At 37.4% G+C, this 16,830-nt stretch carries 17 protein-coding genes and 1 pseudogene; 14 read left to right on the top strand and 4 right to left on the bottom strand.

The window, feature by feature from the left end:
* The first annotated feature begins 119 nt into the window (after positions 1 to 119).
* A complete protein-coding gene (locus IGJ49_RS02005) occupies positions 120 to 950 on the top strand; it encodes an endonuclease/exonuclease/phosphatase family protein (protein WP_438722246.1) in 831 nt (276 codons plus the stop codon).
* A gap of 293 nt (positions 951 to 1,243) precedes the next feature.
* Here IGJ49_RS02005 and IGJ49_RS02010 read toward each other — a convergent pair whose 3' ends face one another.
* Together IGJ49_RS02010 and IGJ49_RS02015 are read right to left on the bottom strand one after the other, a co-directional pair.
* Positions 1,244 to 2,923 carry a hypothetical protein gene (locus IGJ49_RS02010; RefSeq protein WP_438722247.1) on the bottom strand — a complete coding sequence of 560 codons (1,680 nt, stop codon included), beginning with the start codon at positions 2,921 to 2,923 and terminating at the stop codon, positions 1,244 to 1,246.
* Between the two features lie 264 nt (positions 2,924 to 3,187).
* The gene (locus IGJ49_RS02015) at positions 3,188 to 3,721 is read right to left on the bottom strand and encodes a phenolic acid decarboxylase (RefSeq protein WP_023519065.1); all 534 of its coding nucleotides are present in this window, start codon (positions 3,719 to 3,721) and stop codon (positions 3,188 to 3,190) included.
* A 103-nt stretch (positions 3,722 to 3,824) separates the two neighbouring features.
* Between IGJ49_RS02015 and IGJ49_RS02020 the strand changes: the two genes are divergently transcribed.
* Positions 3,825 to 4,373: a PadR family transcriptional regulator gene (locus IGJ49_RS02020; protein ID WP_010736381.1), complete on the top strand. Its 549-nt coding sequence runs from the start codon at positions 3,825 to 3,827 to the stop codon at positions 4,371 to 4,373.
* Positions 4,374 to 4,561: 188 nt separating this feature from the next.
* Here IGJ49_RS02020 and IGJ49_RS02025 read toward each other — a convergent pair whose 3' ends face one another.
* Entirely contained in the window at positions 4,562 to 5,029 is a 468-nt protein-coding gene (locus IGJ49_RS02025) for a MerR family transcriptional regulator (RefSeq protein WP_010736380.1), read from the bottom strand.
* Positions 5,030 to 5,163: 134 nt separating this feature from the next.
* Here IGJ49_RS02025 and IGJ49_RS02030 point away from each other — a divergent pair, with 134 nt between their 5' ends.
* From IGJ49_RS02030 to IGJ49_RS02045, 4 genes and pseudogenes are all read left to right on the top strand, one after another.
* Entirely contained in the window at positions 5,164 to 6,636 is a 1,473-nt protein-coding gene (locus IGJ49_RS02030) for an MDR family MFS transporter (protein WP_019723916.1), read from the top strand.
* Positions 6,633 to 7,340: a DUF4811 domain-containing protein gene (locus IGJ49_RS02035; RefSeq protein WP_023519066.1), complete on the top strand. Its 708-nt coding sequence runs from the start codon at positions 6,633 to 6,635 to the stop codon at positions 7,338 to 7,340. Before IGJ49_RS02030 ends, IGJ49_RS02035 begins: the two co-directional genes overlap by 4 nt.
* A 155-nt stretch (positions 7,341 to 7,495) precedes the next feature.
* Positions 7,496 to 7,727 (top strand): annotated as a pseudogene (gene mazE / locus IGJ49_RS02040) (type II toxin-antitoxin system PemI/MazE family antitoxin).
* On the top strand, positions 7,717 to 8,082 hold the full coding sequence (locus tag IGJ49_RS02045; RefSeq protein WP_010736376.1) for a type II toxin-antitoxin system PemK/MazF family toxin: 366 nt from the start codon (positions 7,717 to 7,719) through the stop codon (positions 8,080 to 8,082). The pseudogene mazE and the gene IGJ49_RS02045 overlap by 11 nt, the downstream one beginning before the upstream one ends.
* Positions 8,083 to 8,266: 184 nt before the next feature.
* Here IGJ49_RS02045 and IGJ49_RS02050 read toward each other — a convergent pair whose 3' ends face one another.
* Positions 8,267 to 10,603, bottom strand: a complete 2,337-nt coding sequence (locus IGJ49_RS02050; RefSeq protein ID WP_438722248.1) for an ABC transporter ATP-binding protein/permease — start codon at positions 10,601 to 10,603, stop codon at positions 8,267 to 8,269.
* 145 nt (positions 10,604 to 10,748) lie between these two features.
* Here IGJ49_RS02050 and IGJ49_RS02055 point away from each other — a divergent pair, with 145 nt between their 5' ends.
* The 8 genes from IGJ49_RS02055 (at position 10,749) to IGJ49_RS02090 (ending at position 16,742) form a co-directional block, all read left to right on the top strand.
* Complete coding sequence (locus tag IGJ49_RS02055; RefSeq protein WP_010736374.1) at positions 10,749 to 11,417, top strand: response regulator transcription factor; 669 nt, start codon at positions 10,749 to 10,751, stop codon at positions 11,415 to 11,417.
* On the top strand, positions 11,417 to 12,481 hold the full coding sequence (locus tag IGJ49_RS02060; RefSeq protein WP_438722249.1) for a HAMP domain-containing sensor histidine kinase: 1,065 nt from the start codon (positions 11,417 to 11,419) through the stop codon (positions 12,479 to 12,481). Before IGJ49_RS02055 ends, IGJ49_RS02060 begins: the two co-directional genes overlap by 1 nt.
* A gap of 200 nt (positions 12,482 to 12,681) precedes the next feature.
* The gene (locus tag IGJ49_RS02065; protein ID WP_062805720.1) at positions 12,682 to 13,008 is read left to right on the top strand and encodes a hypothetical protein; all 327 of its coding nucleotides are present in this window, start codon (positions 12,682 to 12,684) and stop codon (positions 13,006 to 13,008) included.
* Positions 13,009 to 13,368: 360 nt separating this feature from the next.
* Positions 13,369 to 13,686: a PadR family transcriptional regulator gene (locus tag IGJ49_RS02070; protein ID WP_010736371.1), complete on the top strand. Its 318-nt coding sequence runs from the start codon at positions 13,369 to 13,371 to the stop codon at positions 13,684 to 13,686.
* Positions 13,679 to 14,293: a DUF1700 domain-containing protein gene (locus tag IGJ49_RS02075; protein WP_010736370.1), complete on the top strand. Its 615-nt coding sequence runs from the start codon at positions 13,679 to 13,681 to the stop codon at positions 14,291 to 14,293. Before IGJ49_RS02070 ends, IGJ49_RS02075 begins: the two co-directional genes overlap by 8 nt.
* Before the next feature lie 3 nt (positions 14,294 to 14,296).
* Positions 14,297 to 15,160, top strand: coding sequence for a DUF4097 family beta strand repeat-containing protein (locus tag IGJ49_RS02080; RefSeq protein ID WP_023519070.1), 864 nt, complete (start codon positions 14,297 to 14,299; stop codon positions 15,158 to 15,160).
* A gap of 195 nt (positions 15,161 to 15,355) precedes the next feature.
* Positions 15,356 to 15,847, top strand: coding sequence for a DUF5348 domain-containing protein (locus IGJ49_RS02085; RefSeq protein ID WP_438722250.1), 492 nt, complete (start codon positions 15,356 to 15,358; stop codon positions 15,845 to 15,847).
* Positions 15,848 to 15,872: 25 nt separating this feature from the next.
* A complete protein-coding gene (locus tag IGJ49_RS02090; protein ID WP_023519071.1) occupies positions 15,873 to 16,742 on the top strand; it encodes an SPFH domain-containing protein in 870 nt (289 codons plus the stop codon).
* Positions 16,743 to 16,830 lie beyond the last annotated feature (88 nt).

Below are 16,830 nucleotides of genomic sequence, written 5' to 3' on the forward strand. Positions count from 1 at the left end.
GAAGTGATCAGAGATTGTGACGAAAAAGCGAGACGATTGAGGAGAGATTTCTTCAATAATCAGCGCTGACGTAACAGTCTCTGATTTTTATGTAAAAATAGAAAAGAGGTTCCAAAAAAATGAAAATAATGACGTTGAATACACATAGTTGGTTGGAAGAAGAACCAGTAACTAAACTACAAGACCTTGCAGACAAGATTTTAACTGAGCGCTATGATGTCATTGCTTTGCAAGAGGTCAATCAACTGATTGAAACAAAGATCGTAAATGAACAAGAGCTAGTCGGTTTTTGTCCAGTAACGAATCAGACCCCAATCCACAAAGATAATTTCGCTTATTGCTTGATCCGACGACTGGCAGAAGCAGGAGAATCCTATTTTTGGAGTTGGGAAATGAGTCATATTGGTTATGACAAGTATGAAGAAGGAAACGCTATTTTATCAAAGGCTCCTTTGGATAGTCGGGCATACATAGTGTCTGAAACAAAAGAAAAAGAAAACTACCGTACCCGCATGGTCCTTGTTGCCAAAACAGTTATTGACAATCAATCAATCGTTGTCGCAAGCTGTCATTTCTCTTGGTGGTCAGATATAGAAACGGGCTTTGCCTACGAGTGGCAATTCTTACAGAAAGAACTCCTAACTTATCAAATACCTTGCTTGTTGATGGGTGATTTTAATAATCCAGTAGGTGAGGAAGGGTATCGCTTAGTTAATGAAGATAACCAATTGAACATCAAAGATTCATATGTTTTAGCCGAACAAAAATCTGAAGAAGCCACGATCGAGAAAAAAATCGATGGCTGGGAAAACAATACAGAAGCACTGCGAATCGACTATATTTTCGTTCCGACTGAGAGTAAAGTCAGTACGTATACGCGCGTCTTTGATGGGACGAATGGCCCGGTCGTTAGTGATCATTTTGGAGTGTCTGTAGAAATGGATCTATAAGATAGGTGCTTTTTGCCGTAGTTGGATTCACTCAAATAAGTTTGATGAGGAGAAAGATTGGATTGATCAAGATAAAGCGAACGAATAAGAGCTGACAAGTCATAGGATTTTTCATACCCACTTACTTACGTTTCATATAACGATTAACCAAGAGAATGTCTGCTGAGAAAGGATAAATTATCTACTCTCAAATTTTTAAGAATAAGCGAGGCTATGACAGTCAATCTGTCATAGCCTCGCTTATTCTTATACATATATGATAGATGTTACGTATAATCTAAAAAAATGATAGCCTAGCTGATTTTCACATTTTTTTCTTTTCTAAAATTAAACTTTTGTGAAAGATAGATGCCTAAAAAGGATAGCCAACCGGCAATAGTCGCAGCAACAACGAAGTAGAAATAGACGGGAAGGTCGTAATAGAGAATGATCTCGTTGATGCCATTATGCTGTTTGACGATCGGTGTACCGATATCGGTCAATTCAAAATCCGTCAATTTCTGTCCATTTTGCATCAAGACGGTTCGATCATACACGATAACTGGCACATGAACAGTCGGTTCACCGGTATTTTTCCATTTGATACTCAACCGACCATCAGGATGTGATTTGATGAATGTTGTTTCATTTTCCAGGATTTCTTCATTGTATCGATCGTATTTATTTGCCTTTGTTTGTTTATAGATCGGCAAATAATCTGGCGTAGTTTTCTGGAAAACAAATAAACTTTTGGACATATCACGACTGTAGAAAGTTTTTCTTGCTTCATCAGGTGTATCGAACAAATACGTATGACGACTGACGAAGGTTTCATCTTCCCATTTATTGAGGTGACGGTATAAGTTTTGGATGGTCTGAGCAGAACTGATCAGGATCAGTAAGGTCGCAGCTATCCGTAACCAGGTTTTGTTTTCCCAACGATTGGCGACGATTGCAAAGTAAAGTAAGAAAAGCAAGGTAAATGGGACAAAGAAACGAAATGGAAACTGAATCAAGCTAATAAATGGCACTTCGTTTTCAACTAATGTATTCCAAGGGATCAGGCTGGTTGAAAGTAAGAAGAACACAACACTTGTGCGTAACAAAAGTTTTGGAAACAGTTCTTCTCTTTTTCGGAACAATAAGAAACATAAAAATCCAGCAAATAAAACGACAGGTAGGATTTTCGGATAATTCAACCAGTAACTTCCCTCAAGATTGATTGATTTCTCTGTCATGCGTCGATTGACGAAAGGTGGAAGAATCTCATTCCCACTGTAAACCATCGCCATACCTACCCAGATGTTTGCCGTTAGGATAAAGTAAAGCAAAATTGATTTCCCTAATTGTAAAAGAGCTTTTCCCTTGTTGGTTTGTGTGAAGAAATAATACCCATAAAAAGGAATATACATCAATACTAGCATCACAGAAGATAGCAGATGGATCTGCGTCATCAATGCAATCGCTGCAGTTACTTTAAGTACAGGGAATTTTTTATGCACGATGAAATCAACGAGCGGGATCATACATAAAGGATAAAATACTGTTCCCCAGCTCGTAAAACCTTGATTAACAGCCCAATATTGGATCGAATAGGTCGTCATGAACAGGACTGAAACCGGTACACTTACCCATTCACGTACTTTTACATAACGCAACAAAGTCAACATGGACCAACCTGCGATAAGGAAGAGGATAAAATTCGATAAAATCTGGTAATGATACCAACTTCTAGCAACGAGTACGATCAACCCTTGAAAGTATGAGAATAAGGGACCGTAGATTGCATTGACGATCCGACCGCTTTGTTGAAAGCCATACATCGATGGGAAGTAGTGTAAGTCTCCGTGAATAATTTGTTGGGCTGCATCATAAAAACGATTGTAATGAAATGGCGCATCAGCCCCGATGATCAATTTGTGTGATAATATATTTGGCAATACGAAAATAATTGCGAAAATAAAAATCAAAAAATATGGTCTATATTTTTTCAACTGTTTGGCTCCTTTTCATATAATAACTAAACTTATCATAAAGGTTAATGAAAAGAGAGGCAAGGAATTAGAAAAAAATTGAAAATAACATGAAATTATTTATGTAAATCATAAAGAAATCAATTGGAAAAGTTAAATGACCACATTTATTTACAATAAAATAAAGGGTAGAAACAAAAGCCTCCGTTTATAATGATCAAAAAGCCACTGGTCTTCATCAATTGAAGGAGTGGCTTTTGATTTTATACGAGTGAGGTAGAGTGATTATTTATTGATACGACGGTAGTTTTCATCGAAGTAACGACCTTCACGAATGTCTTTTGGCATTCCTTCATAAGGTTCTTCGCTAATTACATCTTCATTATCAACACCCGCATCACCCATATAAGTAATTGTCGCAAATTCTGGAACGACTAGTTTTGGATATGTTTCATATTTTTCACGAGCAGCTTCCATTTCCGCAATATGTTCGTTTTGGAAAGTGACAGTGATCTCTGGATGTTCTTCGACCCATTTAGGGAAGAAAATCGTGCCATGGAGTTTTTTCTCATTTGGCATAAAGTCTAAAGCAACGTCTGTACCAGTTGGTTCAGTCCAAGTGATTTTAAAAACACCATCTGTTAATTTTACAATATCTGCTTCTTGATCTTTGACCCAACGCCCTTTGACCATTCCGCCATGAATACGATAGTCAACGGTGTGGTCATTTTTTGCATACCATTCATATTCCCAACCATTATCATACGTATAGATAAAGTGAGTTCCAATAAAATCTTCTAAGTTTTTGAATTGTTTCATGTAAAACATCTCCCTTTAAATTAAAACATGTAATAATTTACATGTTTTTGATTACGTGATTATGATAGAATGATTTTGAGAGAATGTCAAGGAGGAAATTTTGATGGCTAGAAAAAATACATTACGCTATATATTACTGGGATTACTGAGCAAAAAAAATCAAACGGGGTATGAATTGAATCAAGCATTCAAAAATGAAATCGGTGAATTCTGGCAGGCAAAGCATAGTCAGATCTATCCTGAACTGGCCAAAATGGAAGAACTAGGAATCATCAAACATGAAGTAGGAATCACTGGAGTCAAGCTAGAAAAGAAAATTTATCAGCTGACTGAAGAAGGGCGTGTTTTGTTAAACGAATGGATCCATACCTCGCCAAATGAACTTCCAGTCAATCGAGACGAATTTGTCTTGAAACTTTATTTTGTGAAAGATATCAATGATCCAACATGGATTGAGATTCTTGAACAGCAAAAGGAGCTTCATGAAGAAAAAAGACAGCATTTATTCGCCCGACAACAAGTGATTTTCCCGACAGAAAAAGACCAACATGAAAATTATGGCCATTATCTGATCTTGTCTCACGCAATCAATCGAGAAACCGAATATATCAATTGGTTGACACAAGTATTGGAACAAGAAATAAGAAAATAAATGGAAAGTTTATGACAAACAACTTAAAAAGGCGACAACCACAAAAATTTGAAAAACAATTTTCGTGGATGGCGCCTTATTTCTCGAGGCTGAACACTTCTGTCTAGACCTCGTGGTGGCTTTTTTATTTAACTGTAGCAAGTCGGCTACAAGTTCTAATGGAGTAAAAAAAAAACTGCGATCTTTTCTTATTTTTCCAGTACTTTTTTAGGATCGATCGTTTCATCTGCTGGAAGGATCTTATAAGATAGTTCATCCGTTTCTTCGTCATGAATAATACATAGCTGTTCCAGATCATTGAAGTCGCCAATTAAAAGGAGTGTATAACGTTCATCAATCAATTGGATGTCTTTGATGGACTTTGAGAAAACTTTTCGGACATGGTGCATTTTGTTTAAACGTTCCTGAGCTTTTTCAGCGGCTTTGGTCAACGTGTACCCTTCATCTAAAAATTTCTTGATGATCTCAACTTTGACCACTGTCGGTAATCGGTATTTTCTTGAACAATTCGCGTCAGCAGTAACGGATTGGATAAAGCCTTTTTGTTCCCAGTATCTCAATTGTCGTGGTGAAACTCCGACGATCTCACTCAATTCACTAATGCCTACTAATAAATGGTCATTTTCCAATAATTGTTTAAGTGAAGCTCCCACCATTCGTCACACTCCTTTGTTGGTCGTTCCCTTAATTATACTTTTGTTGACTATCATGTCAAGTAGGTTGACAAAAGTTAAAAATAGGAATAAAGTATCTTAGTGGTTTCAGAAAACATTCAGAAAGAAGGAGAAATATGAGTAAGAATCAACCCGTAGATATTTACGGAAAACCATATAATCGTACACTATTAGTTGTCGTGTTATTGATTGGGACATTTTGTACGGTCTTGAATCAGACCTTATTGACAACTGCTTTTCCAGCATTGATGAAAGCTTTTGATATTTCAGCTTCTGATGTGCAATGGTTGACAACAGGCTTTTTACTAGTGAACGGGATCATGATTCCGATTACTGCTTGGTTGATCAATAAATTTAGTTCTAGAAAATTATATCTGTCAGCTATGACGATTTTTTTGATTGGAACGATTACCTGTTTTACTGCTCCTAACTTTAGTACGCTACTGATTGGACGTTTGATCCAAGCGTGTGGTGTAGGGGTATCTATGCCATTATTGCAAAATATCATGCTATCGATCTTCCCACCAGAAAAAAGAGGTTCTGCTATGGGAATGTCTGGGATCGTTATCGGATTAGCCCCAGCATTAGGCCCAACACTATCTGGTTATATCATTGATAACTATCATTGGCGCGATTTATTTGGAATGGTTATTCCCATCGTCGTTCTTGTTTTAGTACTTGCGTTCTTTTTGATGAAGAGTGTGATTCCTTTATCCAATCCAAGTATCGATATTTTCTCTGCCATTCTTTCAACAATTGGATTTGGTAGTTTGCTATACGGATTTTCAAGCGTAGGAGACGCCGGTTGGGGAAGTACGAAAGTAATCAGCTTCTTGATCGTTGGTGTGATTTTCATCGCCGCATTTGCTTGGCGTCAATTACATTTAGAACATCCATTCTTAGAGTTGCGCGTTTTTAAATCACCAACCTTTACGATTGCAGCGATTTTAGCTGGCGTAACGAATATGGCGATGGTCGGTGCGGAAATGGTTGTGCCATTGTATATTCAAAATATTCGTGGAGAATCGGCATTCCACTCTGGCTTGATGTTGCTTCCTGGTGCATTGATCATGGGTGCCATGATGCCGATCACTGGTGCGATTTTTGATAAACACGGGGCAAAACGTCTTGCGATTGTTGGGATGTTCATCCTAACAGCAGCTACAGCACCTTTTGCCTTCTTGACTGAAACGACACCTGTTTTGTATATCGTCATTCTTTATGCGATCCGAATGTTTGGGATCTCGATGGTCATGATGCCGGTGACAACATCAGGAATGAATGCTTTACCTAACAACTTGATCAGCCACGGAACAGCAGTGAACAATACCTTCCGCCAAATTGCAAGTTCAATCGGAACTGCGATTTTGATCAGTGTGTTGACAAATGTTACGAAAGACAATCTACCAACGGATGCTGTGTTGAAAAGTACACCTTTAGCCTATAAAGATCAAGCAATCAACGCGACTTTATCTGGTTACCATGCAGCCTTCTTTGTCGCAATCATATTCGGCTTGATCGGCTTTGCGATTGCTTTCTTCTTAAAAAGAAAAGAACCAGTAGTGGTGGAAGTGGGGGATAACGCATGATTATTTTCGTATTGATTGCCAGTGTCATTGCTTTTGCTTTGACGAATGTGTTTGCCAAAAAAATGTGGCAAACACTTCTTTCACTCGTCTTTGGCTTACTGTTTGTTCTCTCGTTAGGACTGATCGTAGAAAATATCACGAATCATTTTGGGATGGAAGAAGTGACAGAAACAAAAACGACTCCGCTCGTTTCCAGTGCGGATCAGTCAGATGTAAATATGTTGCTTTATCAGTCACTAGGAGATGGGACAGAAAAAGTCTACTTATATCGAACAGATGACAAGCAAAAAGAACCAAAAGCTACTGGCACAAAAAATGAAACAAATAAGGTTCAACAAACGGATGGCAAAGCAGAAAAAGTCAGTGAAACAACTTATTGGGTTTATAAAAATGACCAATACAAATTCTGGTTCAACTTAGCGGATAATAACCATGAATATGAACGCCGGGTCAATACGTTCAAACTTCCGAATGATTGGATCGAATTAAGTACTGACCAAGCTTCTGAGTTGGCAAAACGTGTCGAAGAACAAAAAAGCACGATGGAAGCCGATGCACAAAAATTTGTCAAAGAAGGCTTGATGAAAGCCATTGCCCAAAATCCAGCGATGTCTCAAGAAGAACAACAACAAGTATCAAAAGACTTAGCGACAGCTTATCAAAAACAAGCATTGGCAAAATTAATCGCAGAAGTGAAGAAGTAAATAGTTTAATAATATGATAAAAATAGTGGATGAAGTATTCGACAACATACTTTATCCACTATTTTTTTATGTAAGTAGGAATGAAGAAAAATTAGATTTTTACGTATTTAGAGAGTAGAGGATAGAAAGTTCGTAAAAGAAAGGAGGAATGACTTATGATTTCAACAAAAACAAGAAAACAAGGGAATTCCCTTGTGATTACACTTCCTGCAAAGTTAGGCATAAAAGAAGGTGAAGAATTTAATATTATAAAAAAAGAAAATGGCACGGTTGCTTTAATTCCAAAAGTTGAAGATTTTTTTTGAATCTGCTAAAGAAGGCGAATTTTATTTACCAGAATTAGGGGTTGATTATATGCCACATGGAGGAGAACTAGATGAGCTATAAGCCACGTCAACGAGATATCGTTCTTTTTTACTTTGAACCGTCAAAAGGTTATGAAGTTAAGAAGAGACGACCGGCTTTAATTATGAGTAAGGATGCGTACAATTTAGCAACGAATTTAATTATCGTATGCCCAATTACTACAAGTGATAAAAATAGACCATTTCTTGTGCCTATTCAAAGCGATAAGTTCAAGCTAGATGAAGTAAAGAGAAGCAAAGTAAATACGCTTCAAGTATTCTCTCTTGACTATACCGAAAAAGCTAAAAGAAATGTTAAATACATTGATACATTAGAGGAAGAAGCTTTTTTTGATATTGCACAAAGATTTCTTAAAAATTTTTCTTTCCCTATTTAGAGATCGGGTGGTTGAGAATCAATTTATCTTAGGAAGAATCAACTTATTTCATTTGATATGTAGATATATAGGCCATTTTTAGAAACCGCGAGCTACATAGTACGAACAAAAGAATAAAGCAAAAACACAGTTGGTTTTGACAAGTGATATCAAAACCAACTGTGTTTTTTTCTATTATATTTTACTATTCTGCTCTTAAAGCAATCGCTGCATCTTTCTTCGCTGCCATACGAGCTGGGATGTGTCCGCCTAACATCGTTAAGATCGTTGATACAACAATCAAAATCAAGGCGTGTACAGGATTTAGTTGAGCAACATTTTCTAAATCAGTCATATTGTACAAGAGACTATTGATTGGGAAAGTCGCTAGCCAAGCAATCAAGACCCCTAGTAAACCAGAAGAAATCCCTAAGATACAAGTCTCTGCATCGAATACCCGCGTGATATCTTTCTTACGCGCACCTAATGCTTTCAAGACACCGATTTCCTTCGTCCGTTCGATTACAGAAGTATAAGTGATGATGCTGATCATGATCATACTTGTTATAAGTGAAATACCAGCAAAAGCAATCAGGACATACGTGATGGCATCCATCAATCCACCAGTCAATTCGGTCATTGTTCCAGCTAAATCAGAATAGATGATTTTATCTTCATCTGATTTTCCTTTGTTGAATTCATCTAAATAGTTTAGAATCTCTTCTTTATCGCCAAAATTATTTGGATAGATCATGATGCTTGAAGGTAAGCTGTCTCCACCTAAATAGCTGATCAGCGTTTGTTTTGCTGAGTCATCTACTTTTTCGGTCGTCAATACGTTCATATCGCTGTCTTTTTGCGCTTGAACGATTTCAGAATTTTTGTTTTCATTGACGATTTCTGTTGTCAATTGGTCGCTGTAAGCAATACCCGGAGATAACAGATTCATCGTAGAAGAAGATTTGACCCGTAGAATACCAGAAATCTTAACCTCTCTGGAGGCATCTTCGTACATCGCTTGGTAATCCGTATTAGGAATGAAGTTTCCTGTCGGTAATTTTGTATAGTACGTATCATTGTTCACTAATTTGAAAGTTGTTCCGACGATCTTGTCAAAATCAAGCGTTTCGCCGTCTTTCACATCAAAGCCTAAATTTTTCAACGCATTGATGTTGGTATTGTTATTACCATCCACGATCAATACGACATCATTTGCAGAGGTCGGATAACTACCAGAAAGTAATGAGTAATTTGATTCTAAGAAATTGTCTTTTTGGTCGTCTAGTTGTGTTGGGAAACTAGAAACACCTACGCCAGTCATGGAAGACATCGCACTTGAGAAGGACAGTGATTCAGTATCTGGGTTTTGATTCGAAAAGCTAACAGGCTGTACTTTGCCGTCAACATCTCTTAATAAATTGATACCAGTCGTGCGGGTAAAACCAATATTATTACTTAAATCAGGATCGATACTCGTTACATAATCAACATATTCTTGGTCAATATTATTCTTATGTTGTGCACGGTCTTCATCGCTGATTTTTGCGGTAACAGTTTTTGTATCTGGATATTCGGCTGTGTTGGAACTCAAGCCATCCGATTCAGAAGGAGGACTAGTGGTGACTTTGGAAATCGTAATTGGAAAACGAGCCATCGTTTCTGACTGTGTTTGATCAATTTGTTTTTGGAATCCTGTAGATAGGGCTAATACGATCGCAATCCCAATAATCCCGATACTTGAAGCAAAGGAAGTCAAAAATGTCCGGCCTTTTTTTGTGCGAATATTATTGAAAGATAATTTTAATGCGGTCCAAAAGCTCATCTTTGTCCGACGTAGATTAAATTGATCATCTTTTGGACGTTCGATATGTGGATTAGAATCAGAAACGATTTTTCCATCTGAGAACTCAATGATCCGATCGGCATATTCATGTGCCAACTCAGGGTTATGTGTGACCATGATCACTAGTTTCTCATTGGATAGTTCTTCAATCAACTTCATGATTTGGACACTTGTTTCTGTGTCTAAAGCACCGGTTGGCTCATCACATAAAAGGATGTCAGGGTCATTGGCTAAAGCACGTGCAATTGCGACACGTTGCATTTGTCCACCAGATAATTGATTGGGTTTTTTGTGCATGTGGTCGGTCAATCCAACACGACGCAATGATTCCTCCGCTTTTTTCCGTTTTTCATCTTTAGAGACACCACTTAATGTCATGCCAAGTTCAACATTTTCAATGATTCCTAAATGCCCGATCAAGTTATAACTTTGGAAAACAAAACCGATGGAATTATTACGATAAGCATCCCAATCGCTGTCTTTAAAATCTTTTGTGGACTTCCCGTTGATGACCATATCGCCAGAGTCATAATTATCCAAGCCGCCGATCACGTTCAACATGGTTGTTTTACCAGATCCACTTGGGCCTAAAATGGCTACAAATTCTTTTTTTCTAAAAGCGACGGATACGCCGTCTAATGCTTTTGTCGTTGTTTCACCAACTTTATAATATTTCTTTATCTCTTTTAATTGTAACATTGTCACCCTTCTTTCCGTTTGAAATATTCGTTATACTAATAATTATAACAGAACAACGAACGTAGTATAATGAATGAATGTTAACTGAATATGAACAATCAGAAAAAAAACTGAAATTTTTCAAATAATTACATGAGGAGAAATGATGAATCGAATATTACTAGTAGAAGATGATGAGCGTTTGCAACAACTTTATCAATCCGTTTTAGAACGCGCTGGTTTTTTGGTTTTCGCAGTCGCAAATGGGACCGAAGCTTTGAAGCAATTAGAGAGTACTCAAGTGGATGTGATCATCACAGATATTATGATGCCTGTGATGGATGGGTATGAACTGTTGGAAACTTTACGAAGCAGTCGCGTAGAAACACCTGTGTTGATCATCACAGCGAAAGCAGATTTTGAAGATAAAAAGAAGGGGTTTCAACTGGGAACGGATGACTATATGACGAAACCAGTAGATGTCAATGAAATGGTGTTGCGGGTAGAGGCCTTGTTACGGCGAGCGAAAATCAATCATAGCCATCAATTGAACATTGGACAAACTAGCTTGAACCAAGAAACATATGAAGTGATCAAGCAGGATCAAGCCATCTTACTTCCACAAAAAGAATTTCAATTATTGTACAAACTACTTTCTTATCCAAATAAGATTTTTACACGACAACAATTAATGGATGATATATGGGGGTTGGATACCAATACGGAAGAACGGACGATTGATGTGCATATCAAACGATTACGCACGCGTTTTATTGAAAATGATGATTTTCAGATCATAACAGTTCGTGGCTTAGGCTATAAGGCGGTGATTTGATGCGTAAAAAAATCTTTTCACAATTATGGATTTATTTTGCTTGCATTGTGTTTATTTCCATTTTAGTTACTTTGTTGTGTTTCTTAGGTTTTATTTTCTTGCTGTCACACAAAACAGTCCCTGCTTCAGAGCAACAAGCGACATGGTTTCCTTTAGTCGTTTTTGCAGGATTTAGTATGATGGTGGGCACAGGGATCTCGATCTTTGTCGGTCGGCGGATCTTGCTGCCGATCAGTGATTTACGAACCAATATGAGCAAAGTAGCAACTGGCGATTTTTCGATTCGGATGGATGAGCAACAAAAAGTCGAAGAGGTGCAGCAACTATATAAAGATTTCAACGTGATGGTCCAAGAATTGAGTAGTATCGAAACGTTACGAAATGACTTTGTTTCCAATGTTTCTCATGAATTTAAGACGCCTCTTGCCACGATCCAAGGATACGTCCAGTTATTGCAGGCGCCTAACATTTCAGAAGAAGAAAAGCAGGTTTTCTTGCAACGGATCATTGAGAGCATCACTCAGCTTTCGCAATTGACAGAGAACACACTGAAATTGAATAAATTAGAAAATCAGCGAATCAAATTAGAAAAGCGCCCTTTTCGTTTAGATGAACAGATTCGTGAAGTGATTGTTTTTTTACAACCTAAATGGGAGCAAGAACACCTTCAACTGGAAATCGATCTGGAAAGTGTCAACTTTGTCGGTAATGAAGAATTTCTATATCAAGTCTGGCTGAATCTCATGGACAATGCCATCAAGTACAATCAACCACAAGGGAAAATCAAGATTCGCCTAACACAAAATGCCACTCAAGTAATCGTTGAAGTGACAGATTCTGGCGTGGGAATGGATCAAGAAACACAAGCACGACTCTTTGAGAAATTTTATCAAGGGGAATCCAGCCGTCAATTTTCTGGGAACGGGCTGGGCTTATCACTAGTCAAAAAAATCGTTGAGTTGCATCATGGAAAAATCAGTTATAACAGTATCTCAAAAGTAGGTACGACTGTCATCATTCAATTAGACAAAGAAAACACGTTGCTAACTTATCCGGTGGAATAAGATCCAGGGAAATGAACAGTTAATGATCTATAGGAGCAATAAACCAACAAAAACAAAGAAAAAAACGCCACTTCTGATTTAATCGTTCTAAGGTGTATTTTTCAAGTAATATAAAGATGGAAAAGTGTACGAAGTCATGTCGTACATAAGAGAGTATTCGTATATTTTTCTAATAACCGTTATTGGAGGAATGATAGAAAATGAAAAAACAAGTAGTTTTATTGCTCGGACTTTTGACGTTAAGTGTTGGACTGAGCGGAGCCAATCCCATAGCCATTGCAGAGGAAACAACTCATTCTCATGGTACTCCCACAGTATTATTGAAACAGGATTCGGTCTTAAGTACACTTGTGGCAAGTTCAAGTGCAGAGGATGAAAAACAAACCGATCGTGGTATCGGTTATTATTGGAAATGCCATACATGCGGGTATAATAGTGAGTGGCATCTATTTGCTAGTACAGCTGTTTCTGCTGCCAATAAACATGCACAGCAATACAATCATGTCACCTCTGTTTATCCAAATTAGCAACTGACTATTTTAGAATGGAGTGGAACAAAAGATGAATGAAACGTGGTTGAGTAGGAATAAAAAAGAAGTGATCCGTTTCTCTCTTGCCGTTTTTCTAGGTTTTGTATTAAGTTTTATCGTGTTTGCTTTGTTGTAGGTAAGAGAATAATAAGAAAGTATTCAAAAGGAACAAAGACCAGAAATAATTACGGTCTTTGTTCCTTTTTTGTAAGCAGAATTTTAATGATACTTAGCGTTGTTTTCGCGAATATTGAAGTAATTAGTGAGTATGATTGTGAATTTTACTTGCAAACAATATTATACTTGATATAATATTGGTAAATATAAAATATTGCAAACTATAAAGAAGGTGAAGTAATGCATATCCAAGTCCCAACAGTTTTACTCGATGGTACGGTTTTAGCAGCTTTAAGCAGAGAAGACATGTACGGTTACGCATTAACGAAGATCGTCCAAGAAAGTTTATCTGTCAGTGAATCAACGATGTATCCTGTTTTACGCAGATTAAAAAAAGAAGAATACTTAGAAACATACGACGAACCATTCGAAGGTAGAAATCGCCGATATTACCGCTTAACTCCGAAAGGACGTCAACATTTAGAAGAAATCATTGATAAATGGATCGTGTTTCGAGATTCCTTAAACCGATTACTGGAGGAGAATACGAATGAATGAATATTTAGATGATGTGTTGGACGAACTTCAAGAAATACCTGAAGATGATCGCTTTGATATTATTCAGTATTATGAAGAATACTTCTTGGATTCTGGCAAAACAGTAGAAGAAGTCGTGGATGAATATGGCTCACCAAAGCAATTTGCCCTGAAACTGAAAATCAATTATTACTCGGAACAAGACGACGATGAATCAGAATACAGCCAAAGTCCTAAACGGAAAATCCGTTTGATTTGGATGATCGTCATTGGGTTGTGTGCATCACCTTTATTGATTCCTTTAGCATTAGCGTTTATTCTAGCGATTTTTGGTATTCTGCTTGGCTTAATTGGCGTGATCATTGGAATCTATGTCGTATGTATCAGTATTTTAGGAGCAGGTTTATTTTCGATCATTTCAGGTGTTGCTGTCTTGCAACAATCGATTGCTAGTGGGCTGTTCTTTGTAGGACTAGGGTTACTTGCCACAGGAGGTGCTGTCTTCTTTGCACCATTACTGTTAAAAGGAACTAAATGGTTATTCCAAATGATGATGAACTTTGTCAAGTGGGTAGGACGCCGGTTTATTACGAAACGAGCGATCCATACGACGAATAGTGGGGTGTAAAAAATGAAATTAAAATATATCTTGGGGATAGGTTTAGGACTGATGATCATCGGTGGCTTGACGGCAGGATTAAGTTATGCCTCTGGTGCCCAAACGAGTCTGACTTGGGAAGGTGGTCCAAGAATAATAGAAATGACTCGTGAAACAAAAGATTTTTCGTCTGAAAAAATTGAAAAAATCGTTGTACGAGCAGATCACCAAAATATCATGATCCAACGAGGCGTGAACTTTGAGGTTGAAACGTCTCATGACAAAACGCAAAAACCAAAAATCAATCTGGAAGATCACACATTGGATATTTCAGCTGATGGTCAAACACCGGCAGTGATGATCAATATGACAGACACACGTTCGATGTTGAAGATCACGATCCCTAAAACCATTTTCTTAAAAGAATTAGTGATTGAAGGGAAAAACAATGAATTGTTTTTAGATGAATTCAGTAGTAAGAAAATCAACTTGAATTTAGCAAATACTTGGACGTCGATCAATGAAGTAAGTGGGGAACTTCTTACTGTTGAAAATCAAATGGGCTCACTAGATTTACAGGAGTTTTCGATAGATAAAGTCAAATTAGCTACAAGTGATGGCAGTATCATTTTTAACGATAACGAAAAATCAATCAAAGGCGAAGTCACACTTCATAATAGTAGTATTGATTTTTATAACAACCAAGAGCAAGGATTAGCTGTGACATTAGAAGGGGATTCTTATATCAACAAAAATTATGAATCTTTGACAACCAAGACGTACAATCAAGGAAACAAAGATCTCAAAGTAACTGCTCATAATAGTCAAGTGAACTTGACGAATGAAGATTATGACGAGCCTCCGATGGATGATGAAGATTACGGCGAGTATGATTAATCGTTGAACAGTCAAGACTGTCTTTTTCTAAATAACGAATAAATAGTTGAAGAAGCGTATAATTCTTTATAGAATAAGGAATTATACGCTTTTTTATTTATTTTACATGAAATATCATCGCCTATCATTCAATAATATAGTAGAATAAGGAAAGGGAAAAACGTACATATATGGGGAAAATAGGGTGAATATTGAATGAAAACAGAGGAAATCAAGCGGGAAGAATTGAAAAGTGAATTAGGGAAATTGCATCATTTTTTAACAGAACTGAGTACCAAGTATTATGATACAGACAAAGAAAGGGTAACGATCCGATATCCAAATAATTCCGAAGGTCGACAACTTGAACAAGTGTACAACGAAATGTTCAAACATCTACTGAAAGTGAAAAAAGAATTAGATTATTATTCACTGCCAATCATCGATACGGGTATTTTAAAATACGATCAAACAAGTGAGCGATTTGTCTTCAAGTCGGTTCGTGAGAATCTTGAATTATCCGCCGGTATGGACCTAGAGATCTTAGTAGAAGACTATTTTACTGAAACAAAACAGTGGGTCCGTACACGATTAGAATATTTGCCAGAAGCATCAGGTGGCGTACACGAAAACGGTTGGTATATCACGGAAGACAAAGAATTGGAACTAGAAGGAGCCATGGCAAGGATTCGTAAAAAAACAGAATAGAACCAAGAAAATTAGGAGTGAGTAAATGAAAGAAAAAAAGGCTTTCACTATCAATGGCTATATAGGGCTATTTATTATTCTTCTAATGTTTGTCGTAGGAATCTTATTATTTTTCATAGGGGTTGCTCGATTTTTAGTTGGATTTTCAATTGTTGGGATTTTCTTGTGGTTGCTCGTTTTCTTAGCAATCAGCGGACTGACAGTAGTCAGCCCCAACCAAGCAAAGGCAATCGTCTTTTTTGGGCAATACATCGGAACGATTCGTGAGAGCGGTTTTTTCTTAACGATTCCTTTTGCACAAAAAATCAACTTGTCGTTAAAAGTTCGAAACTTCAATAGTTCGCTGTTGAAGGTCAATGACTTAGATGGAAATCCAATCGAGATTTCCGCTGTCGTCGTTTTTAAAGTAGTAGATACAGCTAAGGCGCTTTTTGATGTAGCAAACTATCATCAATTTGTTGAAATCCAAAGTGAAACCGCCATTCGTCATATCGCCAGTCAATATCCATATGATACATTCAACGAGGATGATCTTACTTTACGTGGAAATACCACTGCGATTTCAGATGAATTGGCAAAGGAATTACAAGAACGTTTATCGGTGGCGGGGGTCGAAGTTTTAGAGACGAGATTGAATCACTTGGCTTATGCAACAGAAATTGCCAGCGCGATGTTACAACGGCAACAAGCCAAAGCCATTTTATCTGCCCGTCAAACCATTGTTGAAGGCGCAGTGACGATGACACAAATGGCTCTGGAACAAATCGAAGCAGGTCAGGATATCACCTTTACCGATGATCGAAAGATCCAGTTGATCAACAATCTACTTGTATCGATCATTACTGATAAAGGCACACAACCAGTGATCAATACAGGTAATAATAAAGAAAAATAGCTGAATGAGGAAAGCATTCGTCAGTGGAATGCTTTCTCCAACGAATATCGGTTTGAATCAATAAAAAGGAATTTGGAGTGGCTTACAC

Origin of the sequence: Enterococcus sp. AZ171, from assembly GCF_051714005.1 — a bacterium.
Classification (GTDB): domain Bacteria; phylum Bacillota; class Bacilli; order Lactobacillales; family Enterococcaceae; genus Enterococcus_B; species Enterococcus_B pernyi.